Source organism: Streptomyces sp. NBC_01723, assembly GCF_036246005.1.
Lineage (GTDB): Bacteria > Actinomycetota > Actinomycetes > Streptomycetales > Streptomycetaceae > Streptomyces.
In genome coordinates, this window is sequence record NZ_CP109171.1 from 1,029,209 (window position 1) to 1,053,755 (window position 24,547).

Here is a 24,547-nt window from a genome sequence, read left to right on the forward strand (position 1 = left end):
GTCAGATGGCGTCGGCGGCGACGACATCGTGCCGCGGGCCTCCGAGGACCACCTTCAGGGCGCCGGTGTCGGCGGCACCCGCGAACACCTCGTACGCCTCCTCCATACGCTCCAGCGGGAAGGTGTGGGTCACCAGCTGGGACGTGGGGAGCCGGCCGGACGCGGCCATACGCAGCAGGGTGGGCGTGGAGTGGGTGTCCACCAGACCGGTGGTGATCGTGACGTTCTTGATCCAGAGGTCCTCGAGATGCAGACTCGCCGGTTTTCCGTGCACGCCGATGTTGGCGACATGTCCGCCGGGACGCACCATGCGGGTGCACATCTCGAACGTCTCCGGTACGCCGACCGCCTCGATGACGACATCGGCGCCCAGGCCCCCGGTGAGGTCGGCCACCAGCTGCTCCGGGGTCTCCCGTGCGTCGGCCACGGCCTCGGCACCGAGTTTGCGGGCAGCCTCCAGCCGGGCGGCGGCCAGGTCCACGGCGACGATCCGTTCGGGCGCGAACAGCCGGGCCGTGGCGACGGCCGCCAGCCCTATGGGTCCGGCGCCCACGACGACGACGGTGTCCCCGGGGCGGACGCGTCCGTTGAGCACGCCGACCTCGTAGGCCGTCGGGAAGATGTCGGCCAGCAGCACGGCGTCCTCGTCGCTGACGGCACCCGGCAGGGGGTACACCGAGAGGTCGGCGAACGGAACCCGGACGTACTCCGCCTGTGTGCCGTCGATCAGGTGGCCCAGGATCCAGCCGCCTCCTCCGAGGCACTGACCGTAGACGCCCTCACGGCAGTAGCGGCACCGTCCGCAGGCGGTGATGCAGGAGACCAGCACGCGGTCTCCGGGCCGCACGGTGCGCACGTCCGTGCCGACCTCGACGACCTCACCGACGGCCTCGTGGCCGAGGACGGTTCCGGGGCGCACCTCGGGGACGTCCCCCTTCAGGATGTGCAGGTCCGTTCCGCAGATGGTGACTGCGTCCACCCGCACCACGGCGTCGGTGGGGTCCTTGAGGTCCGGATCGGGCAGGTTCTCCCACGCGGACCGACCCGGCCCGTGGAACACGTAGCCCTTCATCGCGATGCTCACCCTCTCTGTGCTCGGGAGCGTCCTGGGCCCGGCCGGCCGGATTCGCCAACGGGCCCGCGACCGTCGTTACGACGGGGGCTGCCCCATGCCTCCAGAATGTCGCGGGGGCGTGGGTCACGCTTGGGCCGGACGGCCCCCGCACGCCGCTCGTCGGCCCCCGAACCGGGCCCGACGACCCGTTCGGTGAGGGCTCCGCCACTGCCAACTAAGGACGGGCCGACGATGGAAGGTCGGTGCGGCCGCTACGGCTTCCGGCGGCGGCCAATGACCCGGAGCCAGGCACTCCCGAGCCATAGGTGACCCTGCCGGGTCCCAGCCGGCGTCCTGCAGCGCTCGGATGTCCTCGGAAACGGGACCGACCGCCGCTCCTCGGCCGACCGGCCGGCCCGACCACGTTCGCGGAGGCGCCGGTCAGCGCTCTCGCGGCCGCTCGGGCACGATGACGACGGGGCACGACGAACGGTGCAGCACCGTGTGGGTGACACGGCCGAGCTTCGCATGGGTGTGACGGCCGACCGCCAGCAGATCGGCTTCGGCCGAAGCGGCGGGCAGTACTCTGCGGGCCGGCCCCTCGGCGGTGTGCCTGCGCACCGTGATGTCGGCCGGCGTGTCCTCCAGCGCGGCTTCCAGTTCCTTGGCCGCCCGCTCCTCGTACAGGCGGGCCGGTTCCCCGGTCAGCAGCGGGTGATCGATCGTCTCGGGGGCGGGGCAGCGCCACGCCCGTACGGCGGTGAGAGGCACACGGCGCAAGCGCGCCTCCGTGAAGGCGAATCGCAGGACGGAGGCTGACGCTTCTCCGACACCGACGACGAGACCGTCGCGCCGTCCGCCGACCGCCCTGTTGTCGTGGTCGCCGCGCAGCACCACGACGGGGCAGTCGCTGCCCGCGGCCACGGCCCGGCAGACGGAACCCAGCAGCCTGTCCGCGAAACCGCTCCGACCGCGGCTGCCCAAGACGATCATGGACGCGTTGCGTCCCGCGCACACCAGGGCGTGCTCGGCTTCGTCAGGCACCGTCTCGGAGGTGACCGCCAGGTCCCGGTGTCGCAGCCGGGCGCGCCCCGCTGCGACGCGCAGGATGTCGTCCGCCAGCACCCTCTCGGACGGCTTGCCCAGTTCGTGTGCGAGCGCGTCCCCCTCGTACCGCTCCCATCGGCTCGCGAAGAGCACCAGCAGAGGAAGCCGGTGCAGGAAGGCCTCGTCGGCCGCCCAGTCGACGGCTCGCAGGCTGGGCTCGGAGCCGTCGACGCCGACCACCAACGGCAGATACATGATCCCTCCTCCACACGGCAGTAGACGTCAGAGGTGCGCGACAACGGCGACGGGGGCGGTGGCGTGGTGCATCACCGCGTGGGTGATGGCGCCGATGTGCGCTCCGAACGGGTTGTGACGAACGCGTCGGCCGACGACCAGGAGGGACGCGTCGTGCGAGACGTCGACCAGATGGCGGGCGGGACTGCCAGAGCGGGACACCTCGACGACCTCGACGCCCGGGTACTTCTGCCGCCAGGGCAGCAACACCCGGGTGAGGTCGGACGCCTTCCTGCGGACCGCCCCTTCCTCGGGTGCCGCACCCGCAGCCAGCACGTACGGGTAGTACGGCGGCAGCTGCCAGCCGCTGACCACGTGCAGTGCGGTGCCGCGGCGTCGAGCCTCCTCGAAGGCGAAGTCCAGGACGCTGTCGTCGGGGCTGTCGCTGTCGACCCCGACGACGACGGGCCGGAACGCGGTGGCCGCAGAAGGGATTCCGGAGGGATCCATCACGTGCTCGTCTGTCGCCTGCTCGCCCGCTCGCACGAGGACCACGGGGGTCTCGGTGTGGGCGATCACGGCCTGTCCGACCGAGCCGACGAGGAAGCCGCCGAGTCCGCTCAGGGCGCGCGATCCGAGGACGAGCAGTTCCGCCCCCTCGCTGGACTTGACCAGTGCGTCCGCCGGCTGGCCGGACAGCTGCTCACTCATCACCCCGACACCAGGATGGCGACGCTCCAGTCCCTCGGCCGTTTCCCGCGGAACACGCTCCGTCCAGTGCTGGTGCGTGTCGGCGCCGAGGAGCGGGGCTTGGGCCATGGGCTCGGGCACCGGCTCCCAGACGTGCAGCAGACGTACCGGCACGTCGCGCAGCTCGGCCTCGCGGGCCGCCCATTCAGCGGCGGCTCGGCTCTCGGGCGAGCCGTCGATCCCCACGGTGATCATGCGGGTCATGCTGCACACCTCCTGGGTCAGGTCTTCCTGTTCTCAGCGTGTGACGCGGCCGGCCCCTGGGCGAGGGCCGCTGGTCCCCGCGATGCGGCCGAGGGTCCCGCGCCGGACGGTGGGGCAGGCCTCGGCCCCGTCTCCGAACCTGCCCCACCGGTCCTCTTCAGCGCAGCCACATCCGGTCGCGGACGATCGGCAGCCGGGACCACGGCCGACCGAGACCGACAGCGTCGCCGGCGGACGCCGTGGCCAGGACGACGAGTACCGCCGCGTAGACGATGTGGTAGTCCACGAACGGGTTCGTGGACATGCCGGGAGCACCGTCCGGCAGATGCCGCGCAGGAGGCCACTCGGCCATCCACATCGGCCCTGGAACGTCTGATCTCCGCGGCCGCGGCCGCTCCATCCCTTCACGGCACCCAGCCCTGGCGCTTCGGCCTCGAACCGGACACCTGCACGCCGGAGGTCACAGCCGCTGCCGAACGAGCGCTGCCCCGTGCCGACCCGAGGGGCGCGCCGTCCATCTGACTGCGGGCTGCGCGGCCTTCAACCTGCGCGTGGCCGCGGTCCACCTGGGCTGGGAACCGATGACACGATTGCTACCTCACCCCGACCGCCCCGATCTGCTGGCCACGGTCCGGCTCGCGGACGCCACCCGCACCACGGTTGCACCCGGGTCGTACGACGCTGTCCGGTACCGGCACAGCAGCCGGTTCCCCTTCTCCGGCGTGGCGCTGCCCCTCGATCTCCGCGGCGAACTGGCCGACGCGGCTCGGACGGACGTCCTATCGCCCCGCCCTCTGGAGCGACCACCACAGCTCGCGGTTCTCGCCACGGCCCAGGACCGCCGGACGGACTGGCTGCACGCCGGTCAGGCACTGGAACGTGTACTCCTGCTGGCAACCGCGTCCGGCGTGCAGGCCTCCCTGCTGCACCAGGCCGTGGAGTGGGCGGACTGCGCGGCCGGCTCAGTGACTCGACGGCTGCGCGTCGCGCCCGGCCGCAGATGGTGATTCGCATCGGTTACGGTCCGGGGAGCTCCCTCTCACCCCGACACGGCGCCGACCGAGTCTGGAGCCCGTGACGCACCCGGCACACTGAACGGATCGCCGCCCGCGGAGGTCAGGGGGTCGGCCCGGCGGCCTCCCCCGCCACGGGCACCCTCCACACGAGGCGAGTCCCTCCCCCCTCGGGACTCTCCAGGCGCATCTCTCCGCCGAGCTTGCACGCGCGTTCCGCCATGTTGCGCAGTCCGCTGCGGTGACCGCCGGGCGGGATGCCGACCCCGTCGTCGGAGACCGTGAGCCCGACCCAGGTGCCGTCCGTCTCCAGGACGACATCGGCACGGCCGGCGTGGGCGTGGCGTGCGACGTTGGTCAAGGACTCCGTCAGGACCGCTACGAGGTGCTCGACGGTGTCCCTCGGTACGTGCGTGTCGAGCAGACCCTCCATCCGGATACCGGGGGCGAAGCCCAGTGCCGGCGCCGTCTCCGCGACGGTGCGGACCGCACGGGCCCGCAGCGCGGACGACGTGCCGTCGCCCTCTCTGGCTCGCAGCCCGAAGATCGTCGATCGGATGATCTTGATCGTCTCGTCAAGGTCCCCCACGGCCCGCTGGACCCGTTCCGCGGCCTTGGCGTGCTGGATGAAGCGCGCCGCGCTCTGCAGAGTCATGGCCGTGGCGAACAGACGCTGGATCGCCAGGTCGTGCAGATCCCGCGCGATGCGGTCACGGTCCTCGAGCAACGCGATCTGCTCCGCGTCCCGGCGGCGTTCGGCCAGTTCCATGGCGACCGCGGCCTGGGCCGCGAACACCTGCAGTGATCCGGTCTCCTCCTGAGTGAACCCGGGGTCGGACGCCGCTCGCACCAGCAGCACCACACCGCGCAGACGCTCGCCCGCAACCACGGGTACGGCCACGGCGGGCCCCAGTCCCGAGAAACGCGGCGGGCCCACCGAGATCCGCTCGTCGCCCGCCACGTCCGGGCTCCTCACCGGTGCTCTGCCGGCGTACGCCGCGCCGACGAGGCTGCCCTCCACGGGCAGCACCAGTCCGCGCCAGGTCTCGGCCTCGCGGCCGATCGCCACCTCCACCGCCAGATCCTGGGTACCGGGGATGGGCAAGGCCACAACCCCGAGAGCGGACACCGTGATCTCCTGAGCCCGCTCCGCGATCAGCCTGAGTGCGTCGCTCTGCTCGGCACCGGACATCAGGGTGTGCATGATCTCCGCGTTTACCTCCAGCCAGCGCTCACGCAGCCTGGATCTCTCGTACATCCTCGCGTTGTCGATCGCCACGCCGGCCGCCACGGCCAAGGTGGCCAGTACCGACTCGTCGTCCTCGTCGAATTCCCGCCCGCCGCGCTTCTCCGTCAGGTACAGGTTGCCGAAGACGTGATCGCGGACACGGATGGGGACGCCCAGGAAGGTGTTCATGGGCGGATGGTGCGACGGGAACCCGTAGGAGGCGGGGTGGTCGGAGAGCTTGGCCAGGCGCAGCGGCTCGGGGTGTCTGATCAGCTCCCCCAGGATGCCGTGCCCCTCCGGGAACGGACCGATGCGGGCGATCTCCTCTTCGCCGACCCCCACGGTGTGGAAGGCGGACAGCCGCCGGCCGTCCGGGCTGATCACGCCCAGCGCACCGTATTCGGCGTCCACGAGCGTCGCCGCGGCCTCCACGATGCCGCGCAGCGCCTGCTCCAGCTCCAGCTCCCGGCCCACCGAGAGCGCCGCCTCCAGCAGGCTGTGCACCCGGTCATGAGTGCCGCGGGCAGCGTCGAGTCGGGCCTGCAACTCGCCCAGCAGCTCGTCCAGCCGCAGCTGTGGCAGCCGCACCTCCCGCGCCCCCTCGGGTTCTCCCACCACCGGCCTCCGTGCGCCCATGGACAGTACGGCTCTCACACCGCACGTCTCCACGGTAGCGGCTCCCAGGGGACCGCGACATGGGAGTCGGTCGGCTCCGCACCACGCCCGGGGACGGGACCCCGGCGGCGGGTCAGTGTCCTTCGGTCCGCATGCGGTCCTGGGCGTGGGTCGCGATCACGGCGGCCTGGATGCGCCGCTCCACCCCAAGCTTGGCGAGCAGGCGGGAGATGTGGTTCTTGACCGTCTTCTCCGCCAGATACAGCCGCTGGCCGATCTGCCGATTGGTGAGCCCCTCTCCGATCAGCGCCAGGATGTCCCGCTCCCGCTGGGTCAGGCCGGGCAGCGCGTCCGGCTCCTCGGGCTCCTGCCCGCCGCGCAGCCGTGCCATCACTTTCGTGGTGGCGCTCGGGTCCAGGAGGGACTGTCCACGGGCCACGGTACGCACCGCGGAGACGAGATCCGAGCCCTCGATCTGTTTCAGCACGTAACCGGCCGCACCCGCCATGATCGAGTCGAGCAGCGCCTCCTCGTCGTCGAACGAGGTCAGCATCAGACAGGCCAGGTCGGGCATGCTCGAACGCAGTTCCCGGCACACGGTCACCCCGTCGCCGTCCGGCAGGCGCACATCCAGTACGGCCACGTCCGGCCGCAGCGCCGGGACCCGGGCCAGGGCCTGTGCGACACTCGCCCCCTCGCCGACCACGGTGATGTCGGGCTCGTCGTCCAGCAGGTCGTGCACCCCCCGCCGGACGACCTCGTGATCGTCCAGAAGGAAGACCTTGATCTCGGTCACCCCGTCGGCCCGCTCGCTGCCCATCATCGACCACTCCTCGAGGACGCGTCCCTGCTCCAGCCTCAGTCTTCCCCCGTGCCGGGGCCATGGGCCAGGGCCGGTCGGCCCACTCTCGGCCGTGCTCCGCGGCTCCGGGCGACGGACGGCTCGCGGCCACGGGGGGCCGGGTGTCACGCCGCCTGGGGCACGACCGCCACCGGGCAGGCCGCGTGCTGGAGCAGGGTGTGGGTGACTCGCCCGAGCTGGAGGCCGAAGTGGCCGGACCTGTGCCTGGCGCCCACGACGACGAGATCGGCGGCGGCCGACCGTGCCACCAGCACCTTGCGGGCGGGCCCCTCGATCGTCGTCCTGCGCATCTGGACACTGGGATGCGCCGTCACTGCCTCCGCTGTCAACGTGTCGATCAGGGCGGACGCCCGCTCCTGGTGCTGATGCCCGGCATCGGCCAGCGCCGCGGCCCCCATGATCTCGTACTCCGGGCAGCGCCAGGCCCGTACCACGTCCAGTTCGCAATCTCGTATCTCGGCCTCGTCGAATGCGAACCGCAGCGCCTCACCGCTCGTGTCGGGGTCGCCCGCACCCAGCAGGACACGCTGGTGGGAGCCGGACAGCGCGGGCTTGTCGCCCCGGACCACGATCACGGGGCAGTCGGCCCGCGCGGCGACGGCCAGGCTCACCGAGCCGAGCAGCGCCCCTTTGAGCTCTCCACGGCCGCGTGATCCCGTGATCACCGCCGTGGCGTGCATGCCTTCGGCCAGCAGCGCGGACACCGCCTCCGCGGGCACCACCTCGGTGTCGATCTCCAGGTCGGGGCCGTACCGGCGAACACGTTCGGCGGCCGTGCCGACGATGTTGTCCGCCATCACCTGTTCGGAGGGGCGCTCCCGGCCCACGGCCGGTCGGACACCCTCGTACCGCTCCCACAGCGAGGCGTAGACGAGGCGCAACGGGAGTCGGCGCAGCAGCGCCTCGTCCACCGCCCAGTCGATGGCCTGCAGGCTGCCGTCCGACCCGTCGACTCCGACCACCAGGGGAAGTGCCATCATCTCCACCGCCTTCTCCTCCGCGTCCCCCCTCGTGCCGCATGGCTTGCCGTCTTCACGGTCGCACTGCCCGGACAGACATGACAGGGACGGGCGGGTCCCGACAGGGGACCTTCGGCCCTCCGGCAGGATGACGTGCCGTCCGGGCTCTTCTGCAGGGGCCGAACGCCCCTCGTCCTGTGGCCGCCCGTGCGTGACGCTGGTGAACAGCGGGGGCGGAGTGAGGCGAGGCGATCGTCATGCAACGGATCCCTGTGACAAGTCACCCCCGGCCGCCACGCCGGCCGGACCCGCCGGACCTGCTTACGCCCTCGGGGCGGCCGATGCCCTATTAGTACGGCCGCACCCGGGGATCTCGCCGACCAGGTCGCGCCCGTCAGGTTTCGAGCGGACCCGGGGCGTCCTCCGGGGCGCCGTTGATGACCCGTAGCTCTGTCTCCGGCGGCCTGGTGAGGGAGTTCGTGACCGTGCAGTGGGCCACCACCGCACGCAGTGCTCCCAGCTTCTCCGGTGGCAGCTCCGGAGCCACGACTGTGAGGGACAGCGAAGCCACCCGGGCCGGCCGGTCGTCCGCCATCCGGAATCGCGCGCGGACGGACAGACCGTCACGGCCCACACCGTGCCGGTCCAGGAACCGCCCGGCGTAGTGCGCCGCGCACGAGGCCACCGCCGCGACGCACAGTTCCACCGGGGTGGGAGCGGTGTCCTTGCCTCCGTCGGTGAGCGGCTGATCGACGGTCAGGACGTGTCCACGGACGCGTATCTCGTAGGCGTCCCCGACTAACGGCACCACCTCGACCGCTCCGGGGTCGGGACGGGGCTCCGGATCCACGGCGGCGGCCTGGTACAGCAGCAGCCCGGCCAGGCGTCTTGCCTCCTCGGCCGTGAGCGACGCCCACAGCTCGTCCTCGTCGTGGGTGGAGAACGAGGTGTCCAGGACGACCCGGCCCATCCGCCCGGGCAGACCTTCCGGGGCGAACCGGGTGACGTTGATCGTGCGGCCACAGCGTGTGTGCAGTTTCATCGTGTCTCCCGCGAAGTTTCGACCGTCCGGCTCCTCTTCGTCGGCCGGGCATCTCCCGTCTCACGTCACGGCGCGCGGGCGCGCGCTCATGAGCCGGCCGCCGACGTGATCCGTCGCCCCGTCAGACGCCCGGTCGACACGGCGAACCAGAACGTACGCGCCCCGCCCGCCCAGGGCACGGTGTGGGCGGCCTCGTCCAGCCGGCGTGCCTCTTCCGGATCCGTGACGGCCCGGCACCGGCCCACGACAAGGACACTCCACCCCTGGCTCATCGCGTCGTCCACGTGGTCGACCTCGAAGGCGACCTCATGGTCCGCGGCCGCGGCCGCCGCCGAGCCCGGAGCGGTGCGGAAGACGACCTCCCCTTCCGCCGCGTCGTAGTCGTAGTTGACGGGAAGCACGCAGGGACCGTGCTCCGAGGTGAACGCCAGGCGCCCCACTCCGTGCGTGGACAGCAGTGCCCGGCATTCGTCCCCGTCGAGGTCGCTCAGACGCGGGGTGGCGAGGGCCACTCCCTGCCCGGGCGGGCGGTCCGTGCCGCCCCCCTGCAGTTCGGCGTACGTGGTCCCAAGGGCATCTGCCAGCCGCAGCAGGGAGCCGAAGCCCGGGTCCGCGGTGTGATTCTCCAAGTAGGCCACGTACTGGGGTGCCATACCCGCTCTCCGGGCCACCTCCTCGAGCCCCAGGCCCTTGCGCCGGCGGGCGGCGAGCAGGCGTCGCCCGATGTCCCCTGCGCCGGTGGCAGGCTTCGGCGCTCGGTGGGCCGGGCGAGTTGTCCGCCTCGCCTCCGGCACCTGGTCCTGGGGCTCCCCGGGACGGTCCACATGCGCGTCGGGACCGGGAAAGACCAAGGTGACGTCTCCGGTGTCGGACCAGCGGACGTCGTAGGGCGGAGTCCCGTCGTCGTGGTGCAGGCCGACGATCTCCCCATCCCGCCGGACGACGCCGGTGGAGGGACTCTCGACGACCAGCCGGTCGCCAACGTGCGCGTACATGACGGTGCCCTCTCCCTCGATGAGGCTCTGCTTCCAGCGTCACGCCCCGAGGCCGTGCCCACCAGACGGCCGAGGGTCCCGGCGGCGGGTGCCGAACGGCCCTGGCCGCGTTGCACGAAGGGCCCCAAGCTCCTGACGGCCCGCGTGAGCACAGTGGGAGTGACCGGTGCGGATGGCCCCGGCGGCCGGCCCGCAGTGATCATCCCCAAGGAGGAGTCATGCAGCACCGAACGGTGGGAGACCTCATGACCCGAGGTGTCGTCCAGGTCCACAAGGACGCGTCGTTCAAGACGATCGCGCGTTTGCTGGCCGACAACGACGTCACCGCCCTACCCGTGGTCGACGATCTCCGACACCCCCTCGGCGTCGTGTCGGAGGCCGATCTGGTGGTCAGGATCGCCGAACGCCCCGACCCGGCCGGGCCGGTTGTCTACGCGGCCTCGCCCCGGACGGACGACACTGCGGGCGACGACGTCACGGCGGAAGCGCTGATGACGGCGCCGGCGGAGTGCGCACGACCGGAGTGGACCGTCGTGGAGGCCGCGCGGGCGATGGAGTCCGGAGGAGTCAAGCGTCTGCCCGTGGTGGACGAGGTGGGACAACTGGTGGGCATCGTCAGCCGCGGCGATCTCCTCCGGGTGTTCCTGCGTCGGGACGAAGCCCTGCGCGAGGAGATCAGCCGTGACCTGCTCGTCCGGACTCTGGGCCTTGCGCCGACCAGCCTGACGGTGGACGTCACCGATGGCCGCGTCACGCTGAAGGGCCGCGTGGACAGCGCGGAGCTGGTCCCCGTCATCGAGCGCCTCTGCCTGGGTGTCGACGGCGTGGTGTCCGTCGACACCGAGATCGTCAGCCGTTCCGGGGAGTCGGTGGAGGAGAGCATCAGCTGAGTCCGCCATGCCCGTGGCGGTGGTGCCGCATCTCTCCGAAGGACCGCTGCCCATCGGGGCCGGACGACCCGGGCAGAGCGCGAGCGGTGCCCGAACGGCCCATACCGCGCATCGTCGCGGGGCGTGAGGCTGAAGTCGACAGCCGGAGGTGGTCACAATGCGCAGGACCAGAACCGTTCGCCGGTCTCTGTGGCGCTGGCGCCGCAATCCGCTGCGCCGCCGCGAAGACGTGCTGGAGGGCTGGATCCTGCTACTCGTCTGGCTGCTGGTCGCTGTCGCGGCCCCCGTGGCCGGAATACTGGGGGCGCAGGCCTCAGCTCACGGCTCGGCACAGCGACGCGCGGATCACCATCCCGTCACAGCAGTCCTGCTGTCGGACACCTCCCGCAATGCCCTGGCCGACGGAGCCACGGGGGGCCGCGTCGACGCGTCCGTGCGCTGGACGGCACCCGACGGTACGCGGCACTCGGGCAAGGCCACGGTCGACGAGAACACGAAGGCGGGTTCCCGGGTCACGGTCTGGACGGACCGGCAGGACCGCCTGACGACCGCGCCCCCCACCGCCAGTCAGGCAGGCGTGGACGCTGTTTTCATGGGCGCCGCCTCGACCTTCGCCGTCGTTACAGCGGCGGCGGCCGGCTACTACGGGTTCAAGTTGGTTCTCGACCGCCGGCGGCGCGCGGCGTGGGAGGACGAGTGGCGGGAGATCGGGTCCCAGTGGGGCCGCGCTGCCAGCTGATCCGCCCCTCGCGGACGCCCACATCCATCACCGCTTCGAGAGCACCGGCTCCCAGGGCGTCCGCAGGTCGGTGCGGCGGAGGGAGGAAGTGATGAGGGCGAACGTGACGGTGGGCGCGGACGGTTCCGCCTCTTCCCTGGACGCCGTCGTGTGGGCCGCCAGGGATGCCGAGGCGCGCAGCCTCGCGCTACGAGTGGTGCACGTACTCGCCCGGCCCCTGGGGCTGCCGCTGGACGCCGCCCTCCCCAGGACTGTCAGAGAATATGTCCGGGAGGCGGCGGACGCGGTGGTGCAGGAGGCCGCCGACCGGGCGCGGGACGAGGCGCCCGGCATCGAGATCTCGACGCTGGTTCTTCCCGGCGAACCGGTCGGCGTGCTATCGGCCCAGTCCCGCACAGCCGAAGCCGTCGTCGTCGGACACGGCGGCCCGACTCCATTCGCCCGGCCTCTTTCGGGCGGCACGGCCCTCGGGATCGTCGCCCGTGCCGCGTGCCCCGTGGTCGTCGTGCGGCGGGCCGAGGCGTCGGCAGGGCCCGTCGTCCTGGGCGTGGACGGTTCGCCCGCCGGAGCGGCAGCCGTCCGTTTCGCCTTCGACCAGGCGTCTGTACAGGGCGCCCGAGTGATCGCCCTGCACGCCTGGACGACCTGGAACGCCCCCCTGCCCCCTCCTCAGGACCCGTCCGAGGCCTACGCCTGCGCACCCGGCGTGTTGGCCTCCGAGGAGGAACGGCTCCTCGCCGAGGCCCTTGCCGGGATGCGGACCCGGTATCCCGACGTGAAGGTCGAGCGCCGGAACATCCACGGACCGACGCGGCAGGCGTTGATCGAGGCGAGCCGCGACGCCCGGCTCATGGTCGTCGGGTCGAGGGGCCGCGGAGGCTTCGCCGGCCTGCTGCTGGGCTCGGTGAGCCAGGCTGTGCTCCAGCACGCGCACTGTTCCGTCGCGGTCGTAGGGGGGACCGCCGCGACCGACACGGCGGTATGGAAATCCAAGTGACGGAGGGAAGGAGTCACAGGGGCCAGGGCGACGGTCAGGGGCCGGGCCCGGACGCTCTTCGGGGCTCCCCCGGGAGGGCCTTGGCAGGAGGTGAGCCGCCACGACGGCCGGAAGCCGAGGCTACGGGGCGGGGATCAAGGAAGCCGCCCTCGTGCACGAATCCCCTCAGGACCACATCGCCCGGGCCACGGTGACACCGATGAAGGCCGCTCCGAGACCTGCCACGATGCTGGACACGACGTTGGCGGCCGCGAAGAACTTCGCGCCTGACTCGGCCAGCCGCATCGTCTCGTAGGAGAACGTCGAATAGGTGGTCAGCGCCCCGCAGAACCCAGTGCCCACCAGGAGTTGGGTCGAGTCGGAGGCTGCGCCGTAGGTGACGGCGCCGGCGAGCAGGCCCAGGATCAGGCAACCTGCCACGTTCACGGCAAAGGTGCCCCAGGGAAAGACGGTGTCGTGCCGCTTCTGCACCGACAGGTCGGTCAGATACCGCAGGGGCGCGCCGAGGGCGGCTCCGGCGATGACCAGTGCCCAGTTCACTTCTTCGGCTCCTTGTCGTGGCCGGTATACCGGATGATCTCGCATTCGTCGACGATCACGAGCCCTTCGGTGACCAGTCCGTCGAGCTGTGACAGGAACGCGCGCAGGGGCTGCTCGTCGTCGACGATCACGATGGCGACGGGTAGGTCGTCGCTCAGCGAGAGCAGCCGGGTGGTGTGGATCAATGAGGAGGCTCCGAAGCCCTCGATCCCGCGGAACACCGAGGCCCCGGCGAGCCCGGCCTGGTGGGCGCGGTGCACGATCTCGGTGTAGAGCGACTTGTGATGCCAGACGTCGCTCTCTCCGACGAGAATCGTCGCGCGCAGTGCGCGTCCGGTCAGTTTCGTCATGTCTGCCTCCACGTCACAATCCGACGTGTCATCCACGCCGCGCTCCCCACCGCTGTCAGCGCCGCGAGCGGCGTCAGCCCCAGGTAGGCCAGTCCCGTACGGGCGCTGTCGCTGTCGATGAGTTGCCGGGTGTCGACCGCGTAGGTCGAGAACGTCGTGAACCCGCCCAGCACCCCGGTGCCCAGGAACGGCCGCACCAGCCGGTGGGCGGCGGCCCACACGTCGCTGAGGACGACCATGAACACACCGAGCACGGCGCAGCCGGCCGCGTTCACGACCAGCGCGGTCCACGGGAAGCCGCCGGCCGCGTTCGGCCACCACAGGAATGCGCCGTAACGGGCAGAGGCGCCTATCGCACCGCCCAGTGCCACTACTCCCAAGACGGGCGCCCGATCGCGCCACGCGCCGGTTCGCGGAGCGGTGATGTCGCGGTCGGCGTCCGGCTCGGTCGCCTCGCCCACGGCCGGGGAATGCGGGAGCTTCATCGGGTACACCTCTCCTACTCGCCGAGCGCCCCTGGCTCAGGGCGCCTCGTTACCGCAAGTAGGGACCGTTGGCGGCTCGCGCCGCGGTTCGGGTACGGCGGGCCCCACCGCCGCGCGGCAACCACAGGGTCGCCGACCCAACCCAGAATACGCACTGCCGGAAGCCGGCCGGTGGGAAACACGAGCAGCCCGGCAGCAGACCGATCGCGGCAGAGGACGTCCGACGCGCCGTGGTCACCGTCCGTAGCCCCGGGGCGGAACCCGAGTAGAGCCTGCTGGTCCCTACGCGGGCGCACAGACGCCGGGGGCTCGGCTTGACCTTCGAATAGGTCGAAGGCTTACCGTCGGTCATGGCCCACGGCTGCAGCCACCAACCCGTCGTACGGGCCCCTCTCATCGCGACGCCCGGGTCCCAGCTTCGGCCGGGTCATCAGGTCGGTGGCGCCCGAGACCTCCCAGTCGTCGGCCCAGCCGATGATGTGGCCTCCGACAGTCGCGGCAACGGTCAGCACGTTCTCGCGCTGCCGTTCCGGAGACGACGTGGCGAGCTTCATCCGCGACAGCCGTCACACACCGAGTAGACGCTTCCCGCATCCGTCGTAGGGGCGTTCGATCATGCGCAGGTCCGGCACACACAAGACCTATCCATGCCGAGCACGCAAGGTGCGCAGAATCGGCCACATCCAGGACGATCCTGCTCAGCCCAGGAAGCTCAGTCGAACCTGACGGTCGACATTGTCCTTGTTGGTGTCCACCAGGCACACCGACTGCCAGGTTCCCAGCTCCAGGCGGCCGCCGATCACCGGCAGGGTCGCGTGCGGGGGTACGAGGGCGGGCAGGACGTGGTCGCGGCCGTGGCCCGGGCTGCCGTGGCGGTGCTGCCAGCGGTCGTCGGCCGGGAGCAGGGTGTGCAGTGCGGCCAGCAGGTCGTCGTCGCTGCCGGCGCCGGTCTCGATGATCGCGATCCCGGCGGTGGCGTGCGGCACGAAGACGTTGAGTAGGCCGTCGCGGCCGGCCGCCGCCTCGCGCAGGAAGGACTCGCAGTCACCGGTGATGTCGGCGACGCGCTCCGCCGAGCCGGTGGTGAGGTTCAGGACGCGGGTGGTGAAGGCATCTGGCATGGGACCATCCTGACACCGCGGGAAGATCCAGACCCTCGGCGCCGTTGGTAGAAGCGTGAACTACACACACGAGGTCGAGGTCGTCGTCATCGGGGCCGGTCAGGCGGGACTCGCCGCCGCCTATCACCTGCGGCGCACCGGCTTCGAGCCGGAACGCGACTTCGTGGTGCTGGACCACGCGCCCGGTCCCGGGGGCGCCTGGCAGTTCCGCTGGCCGTCACTGACGTACGGCAAGGTGCACGGCATGCATTCGCTGCCGGGCATGGAGCTGACCGGCGCGGATCCGGCGCGGCCGTCCGCCGAGGTGGTGGGCGGGTACTTCGCCGACTACGAGCGGACCTTCGGCCTGCGGGTGCGTCGGCCCGTCGACGTGCGCGCGGTGCGCGAGGGGACGGGCGGGCGGCTGCTCGTGGAGACTACGGCCGGGTCCTGGTCCGCGCGCGCCCTGATCAACGCGACCGGCACCTGGGACCGGCCCTTCTGGCCGCGCTACCCCGGGCAGGAGTCCTTCCGGGGCCGGCAACTGCACACCGCCCAGTACGCGGGGCCCGAGGAGTTCGCCGGGCAGCGCGTGGTCGTGGTCGGCGGCGGTGCCTCGGGGACGCAGCATCTGCTGGAGATCGCCTCGTTCGCCGCTTCCACCACTTGGGTGACCAGGCGGCCCCCGGTCTTCCGCGAGGGGCCCTTCGACGAGGACGCGGGCCGGGCGGCGGTGGCGCTCGTGGAGGAACGGGTGCGGCAAGGGCTGCCGCCGAAGAGCGTGGTGTCGGTGACGGGGCTGCCGCTCAACGACGCGATCCGGGCGGGGCTGGAGTCGGGCGTGCTGGACCGGCAGCCCATGTTCGACCGGATCACGCCCGAGGGGATCGAGTGGGGCGACGGGCGGCGCGTGGCCGTGGACGTCATCCTGTGGGCGACCGGGTTCCGGCCCGCCATCGATCATCTGCGGCCGCTGCGGCTGCGGGAGGCGGGCGGTGGCATCCGGGTCGAGGGGACGCGCGCGGTCGCCGATCCGCGGGTCCACCTCGTCGGCTACGGTCCGTCTGCCAGCACCATCGGCGCCAACCGGGCGGGGCGCTCGGCCGTGCGGGACATCAGGCGGCTGCTGGCCGAGGAGGCACCGGTGGCCGCATGACGCCCCGCCCGGTCACGCGGCCCCGGCCGCCTTCGAGGCGCTCTTCCGGGCCCGGTTGAACTCGGCGACGTTGCGCTGGTGTTCGGCGTAGTCGGCGGTGAAGCGGGTGTCGCCCGGCTTGACGGTGACGAAGTACAGCCAGTCCCCGGGGGTCGGATTGATCGCGGCGGTCATCGCGACGTCGCCCGGGTTGGCGATGGGCGTGGGCGGCAGGCCCATGCGCTGGTACGAGTTGTAGGGGCTGTCGACCCGGGTGTCCTTGGTGGTGGTGTCCAGCGTGGAGCGGCCCAGGGCGTAGTTGATGGTGGAGTCCATCTGGAGCGGCATCCCGCGCTCCAGCCGGTTGAAGACCACCCGGGCCACCTTGCCCATGTCCTCCTTGGCGGCGGCCTCCGCCTGCACGATGCTGGCGATGGTGACGGCCTGATAGACGTTCAGCGCGTTGCGCTGGGCGCCCGCGGCGACCGGCGCGCCGGTGAACTTCTTGTTCGCCGCGTCGACCATGGCCTCCAGCAGCTTCTCCGGCGTCGGGGACTCACCGAGCGGATAGGTCGCCGGGAAGAGATAGCCCTCGGGGTTTCCCTCGGCGTCGTTCGGCAGCTTGAGGTCGGCCTTGGTCAGGGACTTCTTGGTGGTGCCCGCGGGCAGCTCGAGCGTCTTGTCGACGGCCGCGTAGACCTGCGTCGCCCGCCAGCCCTCGGGGATCACGAGCGAGGTGGGGCGGGGCTCGCCCTCCTCGTCCGTCGTCAGCAGGGGCACCGCCACGGCGGTGGCGGCCACGACGGCGCCGGCCGCGATCAGGGCGACGCGGCCCCGGCGTGTCAGCCGAATCGTCCGCCTCGGGCTCCTCAGGCTCCTCGGGCTCCTGGTGCTGCCGGCGCTCCTCGCGCGCCTCGCGCTTCGTCGCGGAGTGTTCGTCTGCATGCGGGCACGGTAACCCCGATTTGCACACAAACCCGGCATATCGTCATCTTGTCGGCTCCAGTCGGGCGTCTCTGCGGACCAGTGCCGCGTAGCGTCCGTCCCGCTCCAGGAGTTCCTCGTGCGTGCCCTGTTCGGCCAGGCGCCCGGCGTCGAGGACGACGATGCGGTCGGCGTCCCGGACGGTGGACAGGCGGTGGGCGATGGTGACCGTGGTCCGGTTGGCGGACAGCGCGTCGATGGCGTCCTGCACGGCGGCCTCGGTACGGGTGTCCAGCGCGCTGGTCGCCTCGTCGAGGACCAGGACGGGCGGGTCGCGCAGGATGGTGCGCGCGATGGCCAGACGCTGCTTCTCCCCGCCGGAGAAGCGGTGGCCGCGCTCGCCGACCACCGTGTCGTAGCCGTCGGGCAGGGCGGCGATGTGTTCGTGGATCTGGGCCGCCCGCGCGGCCGCCTCCAGTTCGGCGTCGGTGGCGTCCGGCTTGGCGAACCGCAGGTTCTCGGCGACCGAGGCGTGGAAGAGGTACGTCTCCTGCGAGACCACGCCGATTCCCCGGGCGAGGGTGTCGAAGTCCAGGTCGCGCACGTCGACCCCGTCGAGGGTGACCCGGCCGTCCGTCGCGTCGTACAGGCGCGGCACCAGGTGGCCGAGGGTGGACTTGCCGGCGCCGGTCGGGCCGACGACGGCGAGGCTGCTGCCCGCCGGGACGGTGATGTCGATGCCGTCGAGGACCGCGGAGCCCTTGCCGTCGTAGCGGAACCCGACGTTCTCGAAGCGGACCTCGCCCTTGATGTGGTCGAGGTGGACCGGCTCGTCGCGTTCGGTGATGTCGATCGGCAGGTCGAGGTACTCGAAGATGCGCTGGAAGAGCGCGAGCGACGCCTGGATCTGGACACCGGTCGACAGGAGGCTCACGGCCGGACGGAACAGGCCCTGCTGGAGCGAGACGAAGGCGACGATCGTGCCGAGGGAGACCTCCGGCCCGCCCAACTGGAGGGCGATGCCGGCGGTCCAGTAGATGACGGCCGGCATGGCGGCCATGACGATCGTGATGACGGCCATCCGCCAGCGGCCCGCCATGTTCGACCGCACCTCGAGGTCGACCAGCCCCTCGGACTCGTCCGCGAAGGCGCGGGTGAGCGAGTCCGAGCGGCCCATGGTGCGGCCGAGCAGGATGCCGCTGACGGAGAGCGACTCGGTGACCGTGGCGGCCATCGCGGCCATCTGCTTCTGGCGCCGGGTGGTGATCTTCCGGCGCTCCTTGCCGACGCGGCGGCTGATCCACACGAACACCGGGAGCAGGAGCAGCGAGACGACGGTCAGGCGCCAGTCGAGGACGAGCATGGCGACGACGGTGGCGACCACGCTGGTGAGGTTGGAGACCAGGGAGGTCGCCGTGGAGGTGACGGTCGCCTGCATGCCGCCGATGTCGTTGGCGATGCGGGACTGGACCTCGCCCGTGCGGGTGCGGGTGAAGAAGGCGAGGGACATCTGCTGGAGCCGGCCGTAGACGGCGGTGCGCAGGTCGTGCATGACGCGCTGGCCCACGGTCGTGGAGATCAACGTCTGCAGCACGCCGAAGACGCTGGTGAGGACGGCGCCGAGGATCATGCCGAGGGCGAGCAGGCTCAGCAGGCCGGTGCGCCCCTCGGGGATCGCGACATCCAGGATCTCCTTCAGGAGGAAGGGCGTGGCGACCGAGACGAGCGAGGCGGCGCCGACCAGCAGTCCGACGACCGCGAGGCGGCCCCGGTACGGGCGGAACAGCTTCAGGATGCGTCGCACCTGCCGGGGCTGTTCCTCGGCGTCGGCGGGTGCGGTCCAGGTGGACGCGCGGTCGGGTTGCATGGGCTCCTACGGGGGTGTCGGCAGTGGAGGGCCGGCGGATCCCTCGGATCGCCGGCCTTGCGGAGCATAGGTCATTGTTACCTATACTCACAATGAATATCGTCCTGATATTGTTCCCGCATGACCGCCCCCGATCCCGACGGCCTGCTCGCCGAGCAGTTGCTGCGGCTCACCCGCAGGGTGCACCGCATCCAGAAGCGCCACCTGGAGCACCGCGCCCTCGGCATCACTCCGGCCCAGTCCCGGCTGCTGCGCACCCTGGCGCACTACGGCTCGCCGCCGCGCATGGCCGACCTGGCCGAGCGCCTCGAGGTGGTTCCCCGGGCGGTGACGACGCTGGTCGACGGGCTGGAGGCGGCAGGGAAGGTGCGACGTGCCCCGGATCCGGCCAATCGCAGGGTCATCCGGATCGAGCTCACCGACGACGGACGCACGGCCCTGAGTGAACTGCGCGGCGCCCGCCGCTCGGCCGCGGAGGAGATCCTGGCGCCACTGTCGGACGAGCAACGCGCGGTGCTCGGCGGTCTCCTGGACACGCTGGTCGACGGCCCCGGCTGCGGACCGGACCGCGGCGCCGCCCGGAGCTGAGGCGTTCCAGGGCGCTGTCAGGCCTTCAGCCGCCCCTTGTCCCCCATCACCACCACGGGACGTGCGTCCGGATCCAGCGTGCGCAGCAGGTACTCCATCGTCGGCTTGGGCAGGCTGACACAGGCCGACGTGCCGCTCCCGTGGTCCATGTGCAGCCAGATCCCGCCACCCTTGGACGCGCCCTGGGGACGGGTCGGATCGTTCGGTGAGGTGCCCTTGACGCGGTTGTAGTCGATGGCGATGACGTAGTCGAAGTCGTGCCAGTACGACTTCGCCCACCACCTCGGCGCCGCGAAGGACGCGGAACGGGTGTACGGCAGCCCGGGGCGGGATCCGGGTCCGGGAGCACGCCGCCGGCATCGCTCAGCGTGAAGACGCCTACGGGGCTGCGCTTGTCGTTCTCGCGGTGGTCGGTGGTCCACCCCTTCGTGCCGTTGTGCGCGGCCCAACCGCGGGCGCGGTGCCAGGCGGAGCCCTGCTTCGTGTAGAGCACCACGGTGGCGTCGGCGGAGTCCGGGCCGTCGCCGTACACCGCCACGACCTGCCGGGAACCGGCCGGCACCAGCCGCTGGTACCGGTCGCCGACGCCGGGGATCCGCGTCGGGTCGGCCGTGGCACTCGCGTGCCCGGCCCCGTCGGCCGGTCCGCTCCCCCGGTCCTCCGTACCGCCCCCGGAGGGGCCGCCGCAGCCGGCCAGCGCCGCCACCGTCAGGGATCCCAGGGCCGCCATCGCGACCGCCGTACGCCGTGTGCCACCACTTCCCATCGGTCCATGGTCGCACCAGCGTCCACAACCGCGTCCCCAACGCCCGGCGCGGGTACGGCGGAAGCAGCCTGATCCGTGCCCCACCGCGGAAAACCGCTTGATTTTGGGCATGCCTCGACGCGAACCTTTCACGGTTTGCAGCCTCTCGATGCCGTGTGGCAACGGCACCTCCTGACACGAGCCACTGGGACGTCATGCAGATCCAAGACCTTCCGTATCCCGACCCGGGTGTGCCGGACGCACGCTCGGGCTCCCGCTTCCTGTGGTGGCTGTTCCGCAACCAGCTGGGCGGCCAACTCAAGTCACTGGCCTGGGGCCTGCTGCACTTCGCCTCCGTCTCCGCCCTGCCCTTCTGCGTCGGGCTCGCCATCCAGGCCGTCGTCGACCGCTCCGGCACCCGGCTCGCCCTCGCGGGCGGTCTCATGGCGCTTTGCTGCGCCGGCAACGCGCTCGGCGACACCTTCCTGCACCGCGCCGCCGTCACCAACTGGATCACCTCCGCGGCCCGAGTACAGCAACTGCTCGCCCGCAAGGCCGCGCTGCTCGGTTCGGCACTGACCCGGCGCGTCGCGGCCGGCGAGGTCGTGGCCGTGTCCACCGGCGACGTCGAGAAGATCGGCTGGTTCGTGGAGGCCGTCTCCCGCTTCACCGCGGCCGCGCTCACCATCGTGCTCGTCTGCGTCGCGCTGGTCGTCTACCAGCCGGCCCTCGGCGTCGTCGTGATCGTGGGCCTGCCGGTGCTGGCCCTCGCGGTACTGCCCCTCCTCCCCCGGGCCACCCGGCGGGCCGACGTCCAGCGTGAGAAGGCCGGCCGGGCCACCGAACTCGCCTCCGACACCGTCGCCGGCCTGCGTGTGCTGCGCGGCATCGGCGGCGAGGCGCTCTTCCTCGACCGCTACCGGAGCGCCTCCCAGGAGGTGCGCCACGCGGCCGTGCGCAGCGCGCGCATGTGGTCCCTGATCTCCGCGATCCAGGTGCTGCTGCCGGGCCTGCTGCTGATCGCGGTGGTCTGGCACGGCGTCCACCTGGCCCGGGAGGGACGCATCGGCATCGGCGAACTCGTCACCGTCTACAGCTCCGTCATGCTCCTCACCTACCCGCTGCGGCACTTCGAGGAGATCGCCATGGCGTACTCCTTCTCCAAGCCCTCGGCCAAGCGTGCCGCCCGGGTGCTGGCGCTGGAACGGGCCACGGACACCGCGGGGACGCGCACCGCCGAGATCCCGACCGGCGATCTGTACGACCCGGCCACCGGTCTCCTCGCCCCGTCGGGCCGGTTCACCGCCGTGGTGTGCGGCGACCCGGACACGGCCGGACGTCTGGCGGAACGGCTCGGCGGACACCCCTCGGAGGAGGGCACGTCGGCCCTGCTGGGCGGGGTGCCACTCGACGAGCTGCCCCTCGGATCCGCCCGCACGGCCGTCCTGGTGCAGGACAAGGACCCGGTGCTGCTCTCCGGCACCCTCCGCGAACTGCTCGACGTACCCGCCTCCGGCGCAGTGCGCGCGGGGGACGCGCTGGCCGCCGCCCAGTGCGGCGACGTGCTGGCCGCCGCCCAGTGCGGCGACGTGCTGGCCGCCCTCGCGCAGGGCTCGCTCGATGCGGAAGACCCCATGGACGCTCGCATCACCGAGCGGGGCCGCTCGCTCTCGGGCGGCCAGCGCCAGCGACTCGCCCTGGCCCGGTCCCTGATCACGGACCCTGAGGCGCTCGTCCTGGACGAACCGACCTCAGCCGTCGACTCGCACACCGAGGCACGGATCGCGGAAGGCGTACGGGAGCTGCGCGCGGGGCGCACCACGGTGGTGTTCACCTCGTCGCCACTGCTGCTGGACCGCGCGGACCGGACCGTTTTCCTGCACGAGGGCGAGGTCGCCGCGACCGGCACGCACCGGGATCTGCTGCACACCGAGCCTCGGTACCGGGCGGTGGTGACCCGCGAGACCGAAGAGGAGACGACAGCCCGCACGGACGTGACCGCGGTCGGCGGCCGCCCGGCGAAAACCCCGGACGACGTACTGGGCGAGGACGACGTACTGCGCCACGACGGCGACGTACTGCACCGACTGGAAGAGATCGAGGAGAAGGCATGATCGGCGTCGCACCACCGTCGTACGACCCGGCGGCCCCCACGACGGCGAACACCCTCCCCGTCGGCGCTCCCGCGACCGTCCGCGCCTACACGGGCGAACTGCTGCGCCGCCACCGCCGGGCGTTCCTGCTCCTCGTCACCGTCAACACCGTGGCCGTGATCGCCTCGATGGCAGGCCCCTACCTGCTGGGCGGGCTCGTGGAACGGGTCTCGGACGGCGCCCGCGAGCTGCATCTCGGCCTCACGGCCACGTTCTTCGTGCTCGCCCTCGCCGTGCAGGCGCTCTTCGTCCGCGAGGTGCGGCTGCGCGGGGCCATGCTCGGCGAACGGATGCTGGCCGATCTGCGCGAGGACTTCCTCGTGCGGTCGGTCGGACTGCCGCCCGGCGTGCTGGAACGGGCCGGTACCGGGGATCTGCTGTCCCGGATCACCACGGACATCGACCGGCTCGCCAACGCCATGCGCGAGGCGGTACCCCAGCTGGCGATCGGTGCCGTGTGGGTGGTGCTGTTGCTCGGCGGACTGGTGGTCACCGCTCCGCCGCTGGCACCGGTGGTGCTGATCGCGGTGCCGCTTCTGGTGATCGGCTGCCGCTGGTACTTCCGACGGGCGCCCTCCGCCTACCGGTCCGAGGCCGCCGGGTACGCCGCGGTGGCCGCCGCGCTCGCCGAGACGGTGGACGCCGGACGCACCGTCGAGTCGCACCGTCTGGACGCCCGGCGCATCGAGCTGTCGGAGCAGCGGATCAGGGAGTGGACGGCCTGGGAGCGCTACACGCTCTGGCTGCGGTCGGTGCTCTTCCCGGTCATCAACGTCACCCATGTGACCGTGCTCGCCTCCGTCCTGCTGATCGGCGGTGTGTTCGTCCTGCAGGGCTGGATCGGGGTCGGGCAGATGACTACGGCCGCCCTGATCGCGCAGATGCTGGTCGACCCGGTCGGCCTCATCCTGCGCTGGTACGACGAGCTCCAGGTGGCCCAGGTCTCCCTGGCCCGGCTCGTGGGCGTGCGGGACATCGAACCGGACGCCGGTGACGGCGCCCTGTCCCCCGAGGGACGGGACGTCCACGCCGACCGCGTGCACTTCGGCTACGTCGAGGGCGTGGACGTCCTGCGCCAGGTGTCGCTGGAGGTCGCCCCCGGCACGAGGCTCGCCCTGGTCGGGCCCTCGGGCGCCGGCAAGTCCACGCTGGGCAGGCTGCTCGCCGGAATCTACGGTCCCCGTGACGGCCGGATCACCCTGGGTGGCGCCGAACTGTCCCGGATGTCCGCGGAGCGGGTCCGCTCCCACGTCGCCCTCGTCAACCAGGAGCACCACGTCTTCGTGGGCTCCCTGCGCGACAACCTCCGGCTGGCCAGGACGGACGCCACCGACGCCGAGCTGTGGGCGGCGCTGGGCGCGGTCGACGCGGACGACTGGTCCCGCGCACTCGAGGACGGTCTGGACACCGAGGTCGGCTCGGGAGGCTTCGCCCTCACTCCCGCGCAGGCCCAGCAGATCGCCCTGGCCCGGCTGGTGCTGGCCGACCCGCACACCCTGGTGCTGGACGAGGCGACGTCGCTGCTCGACCCGCGGGCCGCACGTCATCTCGAACGGTCCCTGGCCCGGGTCCTGGACGGTCGCACGGTGATCGCGATCGCCCACCGGCTGCACACCGCCCACGACGCGGACGTCATCGCCGTGGTCGAGAACGGCAGGATCAGCGAGCTGGGCAGCCACGACGAGCTGGTGACGGCGGACGGCGCCTACGCGGCACTGTGGCGGTCCTGGCACGGGTGAACCCGCGGCGCCCTCCGGCGGCGGGGGCGGATTCGGGATCGGGTTCGGGTGCGACCGGGCACCGGCATCGGTCCGGCCCGGTCGGCCCCCATCGGTGCCGGACGGCAGCCCATCGGCCGTGGACCGCCGCTCACCGGCCCGAGACCGCAGCTCACCCGTGCCGGACCAGGCGGCCGCGGGCCGGACCGAAGCGAGGGTGCCGGACGGAGCGGCGATGTGGCGAGGAGCGGGGTGGACAGGGACGGCGGCCACCCGGGCGGGGTCCGTGCCGTTGCGCGGTCCCGAACCGGAG

At 71.9% G+C, this 24,547-nt stretch carries 22 protein-coding genes and 2 pseudogenes; 8 read left to right on the plus strand and 16 right to left on the minus strand.

Annotated elements, in window-relative coordinates; all coding sequences use genetic code 11:
• Position 1: 1 nt before the first annotated feature.
• The 4 genes and pseudogenes from OIE75_RS04895 to OIE75_RS04910 all read right to left on the minus strand — a co-directional run.
• Positions 2-1,072, minus strand: a complete 1,071-nt coding sequence (locus OIE75_RS04895; protein ID WP_307017752.1) for a zinc-dependent alcohol dehydrogenase family protein — start codon at positions 1,070-1,072, stop codon at positions 2-4.
• A gap of 423 nt (positions 1,073-1,495) precedes the next feature.
• Positions 1,496-2,356 carry a universal stress protein gene (locus tag OIE75_RS04900; protein WP_329469700.1) on the minus strand — a complete coding sequence of 287 codons (861 nt, stop codon included), beginning with the start codon at positions 2,354-2,356 and terminating at the stop codon, positions 1,496-1,498.
• Between the two features lie 27 nt (positions 2,357-2,383).
• Complete coding sequence (locus tag OIE75_RS04905) at positions 2,384-3,289, minus strand: universal stress protein (protein ID WP_329469701.1); 906 nt, start codon at positions 3,287-3,289, stop codon at positions 2,384-2,386.
• Between the two features lie 157 nt (positions 3,290-3,446).
• Positions 3,447-3,647 (minus strand): annotated as a pseudogene (locus OIE75_RS04910) (hypothetical protein); the annotation flags it as partial.
• A 193-nt stretch (positions 3,648-3,840) separates the two neighbouring features.
• On the opposite strand from OIE75_RS04910, the gene OIE75_RS04915 reads away from it, so the two are divergent.
• Positions 3,841-4,296 carry a hypothetical protein gene (locus tag OIE75_RS04915; RefSeq protein ID WP_329469702.1) on the plus strand — a complete coding sequence of 152 codons (456 nt, stop codon included), beginning with the start codon at positions 3,841-3,843 and terminating at the stop codon, positions 4,294-4,296.
• Between the two features lie 109 nt (positions 4,297-4,405).
• Here the strand turns inward: OIE75_RS04915 and OIE75_RS04920 are convergent, their stop codons facing one another.
• The 5 genes from OIE75_RS04920 to OIE75_RS04940 form a co-directional block, all read right to left on the minus strand.
• On the minus strand, positions 4,406-6,145 hold the full coding sequence (locus OIE75_RS04920) for a sensor histidine kinase (RefSeq protein ID WP_443078288.1): 1,740 nt from the start codon (positions 6,143-6,145) through the stop codon (positions 4,406-4,408).
• Positions 6,146-6,278: 133 nt separating this feature from the next.
• Positions 6,279-6,968 (minus strand): response regulator transcription factor, encoded by a 690-nt coding sequence (locus tag OIE75_RS04925; RefSeq protein WP_329469703.1) that lies wholly within the window; start codon positions 6,966-6,968, stop codon positions 6,279-6,281.
• Between the two features lie 143 nt (positions 6,969-7,111).
• Entirely contained in the window at positions 7,112-7,984 is an 873-nt protein-coding gene (locus OIE75_RS04930) for a universal stress protein (RefSeq protein ID WP_393566949.1), read from the minus strand.
• Between the two features lie 376 nt (positions 7,985-8,360).
• Positions 8,361-9,008, minus strand: coding sequence for an OsmC family protein (locus OIE75_RS04935; RefSeq protein ID WP_329469705.1), 648 nt, complete (start codon positions 9,006-9,008; stop codon positions 8,361-8,363).
• Positions 9,009-9,094: 86 nt separating this feature from the next.
• Positions 9,095-10,003, minus strand: a complete 909-nt coding sequence (locus OIE75_RS04940) for a pyridoxamine 5'-phosphate oxidase family protein (RefSeq protein WP_329469706.1) — start codon at positions 10,001-10,003, stop codon at positions 9,095-9,097.
• A gap of 218 nt (positions 10,004-10,221) precedes the next feature.
• Here OIE75_RS04940 and OIE75_RS04945 point away from each other — a divergent pair, with 218 nt between their 5' ends.
• The 3 genes from OIE75_RS04945 (at position 10,222) to OIE75_RS04955 (ending at position 12,629) form a co-directional block, all read left to right on the plus strand.
• Positions 10,222-10,893, plus strand: a complete 672-nt coding sequence (locus OIE75_RS04945; RefSeq protein ID WP_329469707.1) for a CBS domain-containing protein — start codon at positions 10,222-10,224, stop codon at positions 10,891-10,893.
• Between the two features lie 157 nt (positions 10,894-11,050).
• Positions 11,051-11,632 (plus strand): Rv1733c family protein, encoded by a 582-nt coding sequence (locus OIE75_RS04950; RefSeq protein WP_329469709.1) that lies wholly within the window; start codon positions 11,051-11,053, stop codon positions 11,630-11,632.
• Positions 11,633-11,723: 91 nt separating this feature from the next.
• Positions 11,724-12,629 (plus strand): universal stress protein, encoded by a 906-nt coding sequence (locus OIE75_RS04955; RefSeq protein ID WP_329469710.1) that lies wholly within the window; start codon positions 11,724-11,726, stop codon positions 12,627-12,629.
• A 165-nt stretch (positions 12,630-12,794) separates the two neighbouring features.
• On the opposite strand, the gene crcB is transcribed toward OIE75_RS04955, so the two are convergent.
• From crcB to OIE75_RS04975, 4 genes are all read right to left on the minus strand, one after another.
• Positions 12,795-13,169 (minus strand): fluoride efflux transporter CrcB, encoded by a 375-nt coding sequence (gene crcB, locus OIE75_RS04960; RefSeq protein ID WP_307009992.1) that lies wholly within the window; start codon positions 13,167-13,169, stop codon positions 12,795-12,797.
• A complete protein-coding gene (locus OIE75_RS04965) occupies positions 13,166-13,519 on the minus strand; it encodes a DUF190 domain-containing protein (protein ID WP_307009994.1) in 354 nt (117 codons plus the stop codon). The genes crcB and OIE75_RS04965 overlap by 4 nt, the downstream gene beginning before the upstream one ends.
• Entirely contained in the window at positions 13,516-14,004 is a 489-nt protein-coding gene (locus OIE75_RS04970; RefSeq protein WP_329469712.1) for a FluC/FEX family fluoride channel, read from the minus strand. The genes OIE75_RS04965 and OIE75_RS04970 overlap by 4 nt, the downstream gene beginning before the upstream one ends.
• A 698-nt stretch (positions 14,005-14,702) precedes the next feature.
• The gene (locus tag OIE75_RS04975; RefSeq protein ID WP_329469713.1) at positions 14,703-15,125 is read right to left on the minus strand and encodes a secondary thiamine-phosphate synthase enzyme YjbQ; all 423 of its coding nucleotides are present in this window, start codon (positions 15,123-15,125) and stop codon (positions 14,703-14,705) included.
• A 55-nt stretch (positions 15,126-15,180) separates the two neighbouring features.
• Between OIE75_RS04975 and OIE75_RS04980 the strand changes: the two genes are divergently transcribed.
• Positions 15,181-16,260: an NAD(P)-binding domain-containing protein gene (locus OIE75_RS04980; RefSeq protein WP_307010000.1), complete on the plus strand. Its 1,080-nt coding sequence runs from the start codon at positions 15,181-15,183 to the stop codon at positions 16,258-16,260.
• Positions 16,261-16,272: 12 nt separating this feature from the next.
• Here the strand turns inward: OIE75_RS04980 and mltG are convergent, their stop codons facing one another.
• Positions 16,273-17,025: an endolytic transglycosylase MltG gene (gene mltG / locus OIE75_RS04985; RefSeq protein WP_373463065.1), complete on the minus strand. Its 753-nt coding sequence runs from the start codon at positions 17,023-17,025 to the stop codon at positions 16,273-16,275.
• A gap of 202 nt (positions 17,026-17,227) precedes the next feature.
• Positions 17,228-19,030 carry an ABC transporter ATP-binding protein gene (locus tag OIE75_RS04990; RefSeq protein WP_329469714.1) on the minus strand — a complete coding sequence of 601 codons (1,803 nt, stop codon included), beginning with the start codon at positions 19,028-19,030 and terminating at the stop codon, positions 17,228-17,230.
• Between the two features lie 120 nt (positions 19,031-19,150).
• Here OIE75_RS04990 and OIE75_RS04995 point away from each other — a divergent pair, with 120 nt between their 5' ends.
• Positions 19,151-19,618 (plus strand): MarR family winged helix-turn-helix transcriptional regulator, encoded by a 468-nt coding sequence (locus OIE75_RS04995; RefSeq protein WP_307010003.1) that lies wholly within the window; start codon positions 19,151-19,153, stop codon positions 19,616-19,618.
• A 17-nt stretch (positions 19,619-19,635) separates the two neighbouring features.
• Here OIE75_RS04995 and OIE75_RS05000 read toward each other — a convergent pair.
• Positions 19,636-20,384, minus strand: a pseudogene (locus OIE75_RS05000) (hypothetical protein).
• A gap of 194 nt (positions 20,385-20,578) precedes the next feature.
• On the opposite strand from OIE75_RS05000, the gene OIE75_RS05005 reads away from it, so the two are divergent.
• A complete protein-coding gene (locus tag OIE75_RS05005; RefSeq protein WP_329469716.1) occupies positions 20,579-22,477 on the plus strand; it encodes an ABC transporter ATP-binding protein in 1,899 nt (632 codons plus the stop codon).
• Positions 22,474-24,255 (plus strand): ABC transporter ATP-binding protein, encoded by a 1,782-nt coding sequence (locus OIE75_RS05010; protein WP_307010008.1) that lies wholly within the window; start codon positions 22,474-22,476, stop codon positions 24,253-24,255. The genes OIE75_RS05005 and OIE75_RS05010 overlap by 4 nt, the downstream gene beginning before the upstream one ends.
• The last annotated feature ends 292 nt before the right edge of the window (positions 24,256-24,547 follow it).

What these genes read in the sequence shown, in the direction of transcription:
- OIE75_RS04895 (WP_307017752.1), bottom strand. Translation starts at nt 1,072, where the DNA reads ATGAAGGGCTACGTGTTCCACGGGCCGGGTCGGTCCGCGTGGGAGAAC.
- OIE75_RS04900 (WP_329469700.1), bottom strand. Translation starts at nt 2,356, where the DNA reads ATGTATCTGCCGTTGGTGGTCGGCGTCGACGGCTCCGAGCCCAGCCTG.
- OIE75_RS04905 (WP_329469701.1), bottom strand. Translation starts at nt 3,289, where the DNA reads ATGACCCGCATGATCACCGTGGGGATCGACGGCTCGCCCGAGAGCCGA.
- OIE75_RS04925 (WP_329469703.1), bottom strand. Translation starts at nt 6,968, where the DNA reads ATGATGGGCAGCGAGCGGGCCGACGGGGTGACCGAGATCAAGGTCTTC.
- OIE75_RS04930 (WP_393566949.1), bottom strand. Translation starts at nt 7,984, where the DNA reads ATGGCACTTCCCCTGGTGGTCGGAGTCGACGGGTCGGACGGCAGCCTG.
- OIE75_RS04935 (WP_329469705.1), bottom strand. Translation starts at nt 9,008, where the DNA reads ATGAAACTGCACACACGCTGTGGCCGCACGATCAACGTCACCCGGTTC.
- OIE75_RS04940 (WP_329469706.1), bottom strand. Translation starts at nt 10,003, where the DNA reads ATGTACGCGCACGTTGGCGACCGGCTGGTCGTCGAGAGTCCCTCCACC.
- OIE75_RS04945 (WP_329469707.1), top strand. Translation starts at nt 10,222, where the DNA reads ATGCAGCACCGAACGGTGGGAGACCTCATGACCCGAGGTGTCGTCCAG.
- OIE75_RS04950 (WP_329469709.1), top strand. Translation starts at nt 11,051, where the DNA reads ATGCGCAGGACCAGAACCGTTCGCCGGTCTCTGTGGCGCTGGCGCCGC.
- OIE75_RS04955 (WP_329469710.1), top strand. Translation starts at nt 11,724, where the DNA reads ATGAGGGCGAACGTGACGGTGGGCGCGGACGGTTCCGCCTCTTCCCTG.
- OIE75_RS04965 (WP_307009994.1), bottom strand. Translation starts at nt 13,519, where the DNA reads ATGACGAAACTGACCGGACGCGCACTGCGCGCGACGATTCTCGTCGGA.
- OIE75_RS04970 (WP_329469712.1), bottom strand. Translation starts at nt 14,004, where the DNA reads ATGAAGCTCCCGCATTCCCCGGCCGTGGGCGAGGCGACCGAGCCGGAC.
- OIE75_RS04975 (WP_329469713.1), bottom strand. Translation starts at nt 15,125, where the DNA reads ATGCCAGATGCCTTCACCACCCGCGTCCTGAACCTCACCACCGGCTCG.
- OIE75_RS04990 (WP_329469714.1), bottom strand. Translation starts at nt 19,030, where the DNA reads ATGCAACCCGACCGCGCGTCCACCTGGACCGCACCCGCCGACGCCGAG.
- OIE75_RS04995 (WP_307010003.1), top strand. Translation starts at nt 19,151, where the DNA reads ATGACCGCCCCCGATCCCGACGGCCTGCTCGCCGAGCAGTTGCTGCGG.
- OIE75_RS05005 (WP_329469716.1), top strand. Translation starts at nt 20,579, where the DNA reads ATGCAGATCCAAGACCTTCCGTATCCCGACCCGGGTGTGCCGGACGCA.
- OIE75_RS05010 (WP_307010008.1), top strand. Translation starts at nt 22,474, where the DNA reads ATGATCGGCGTCGCACCACCGTCGTACGACCCGGCGGCCCCCACGACG.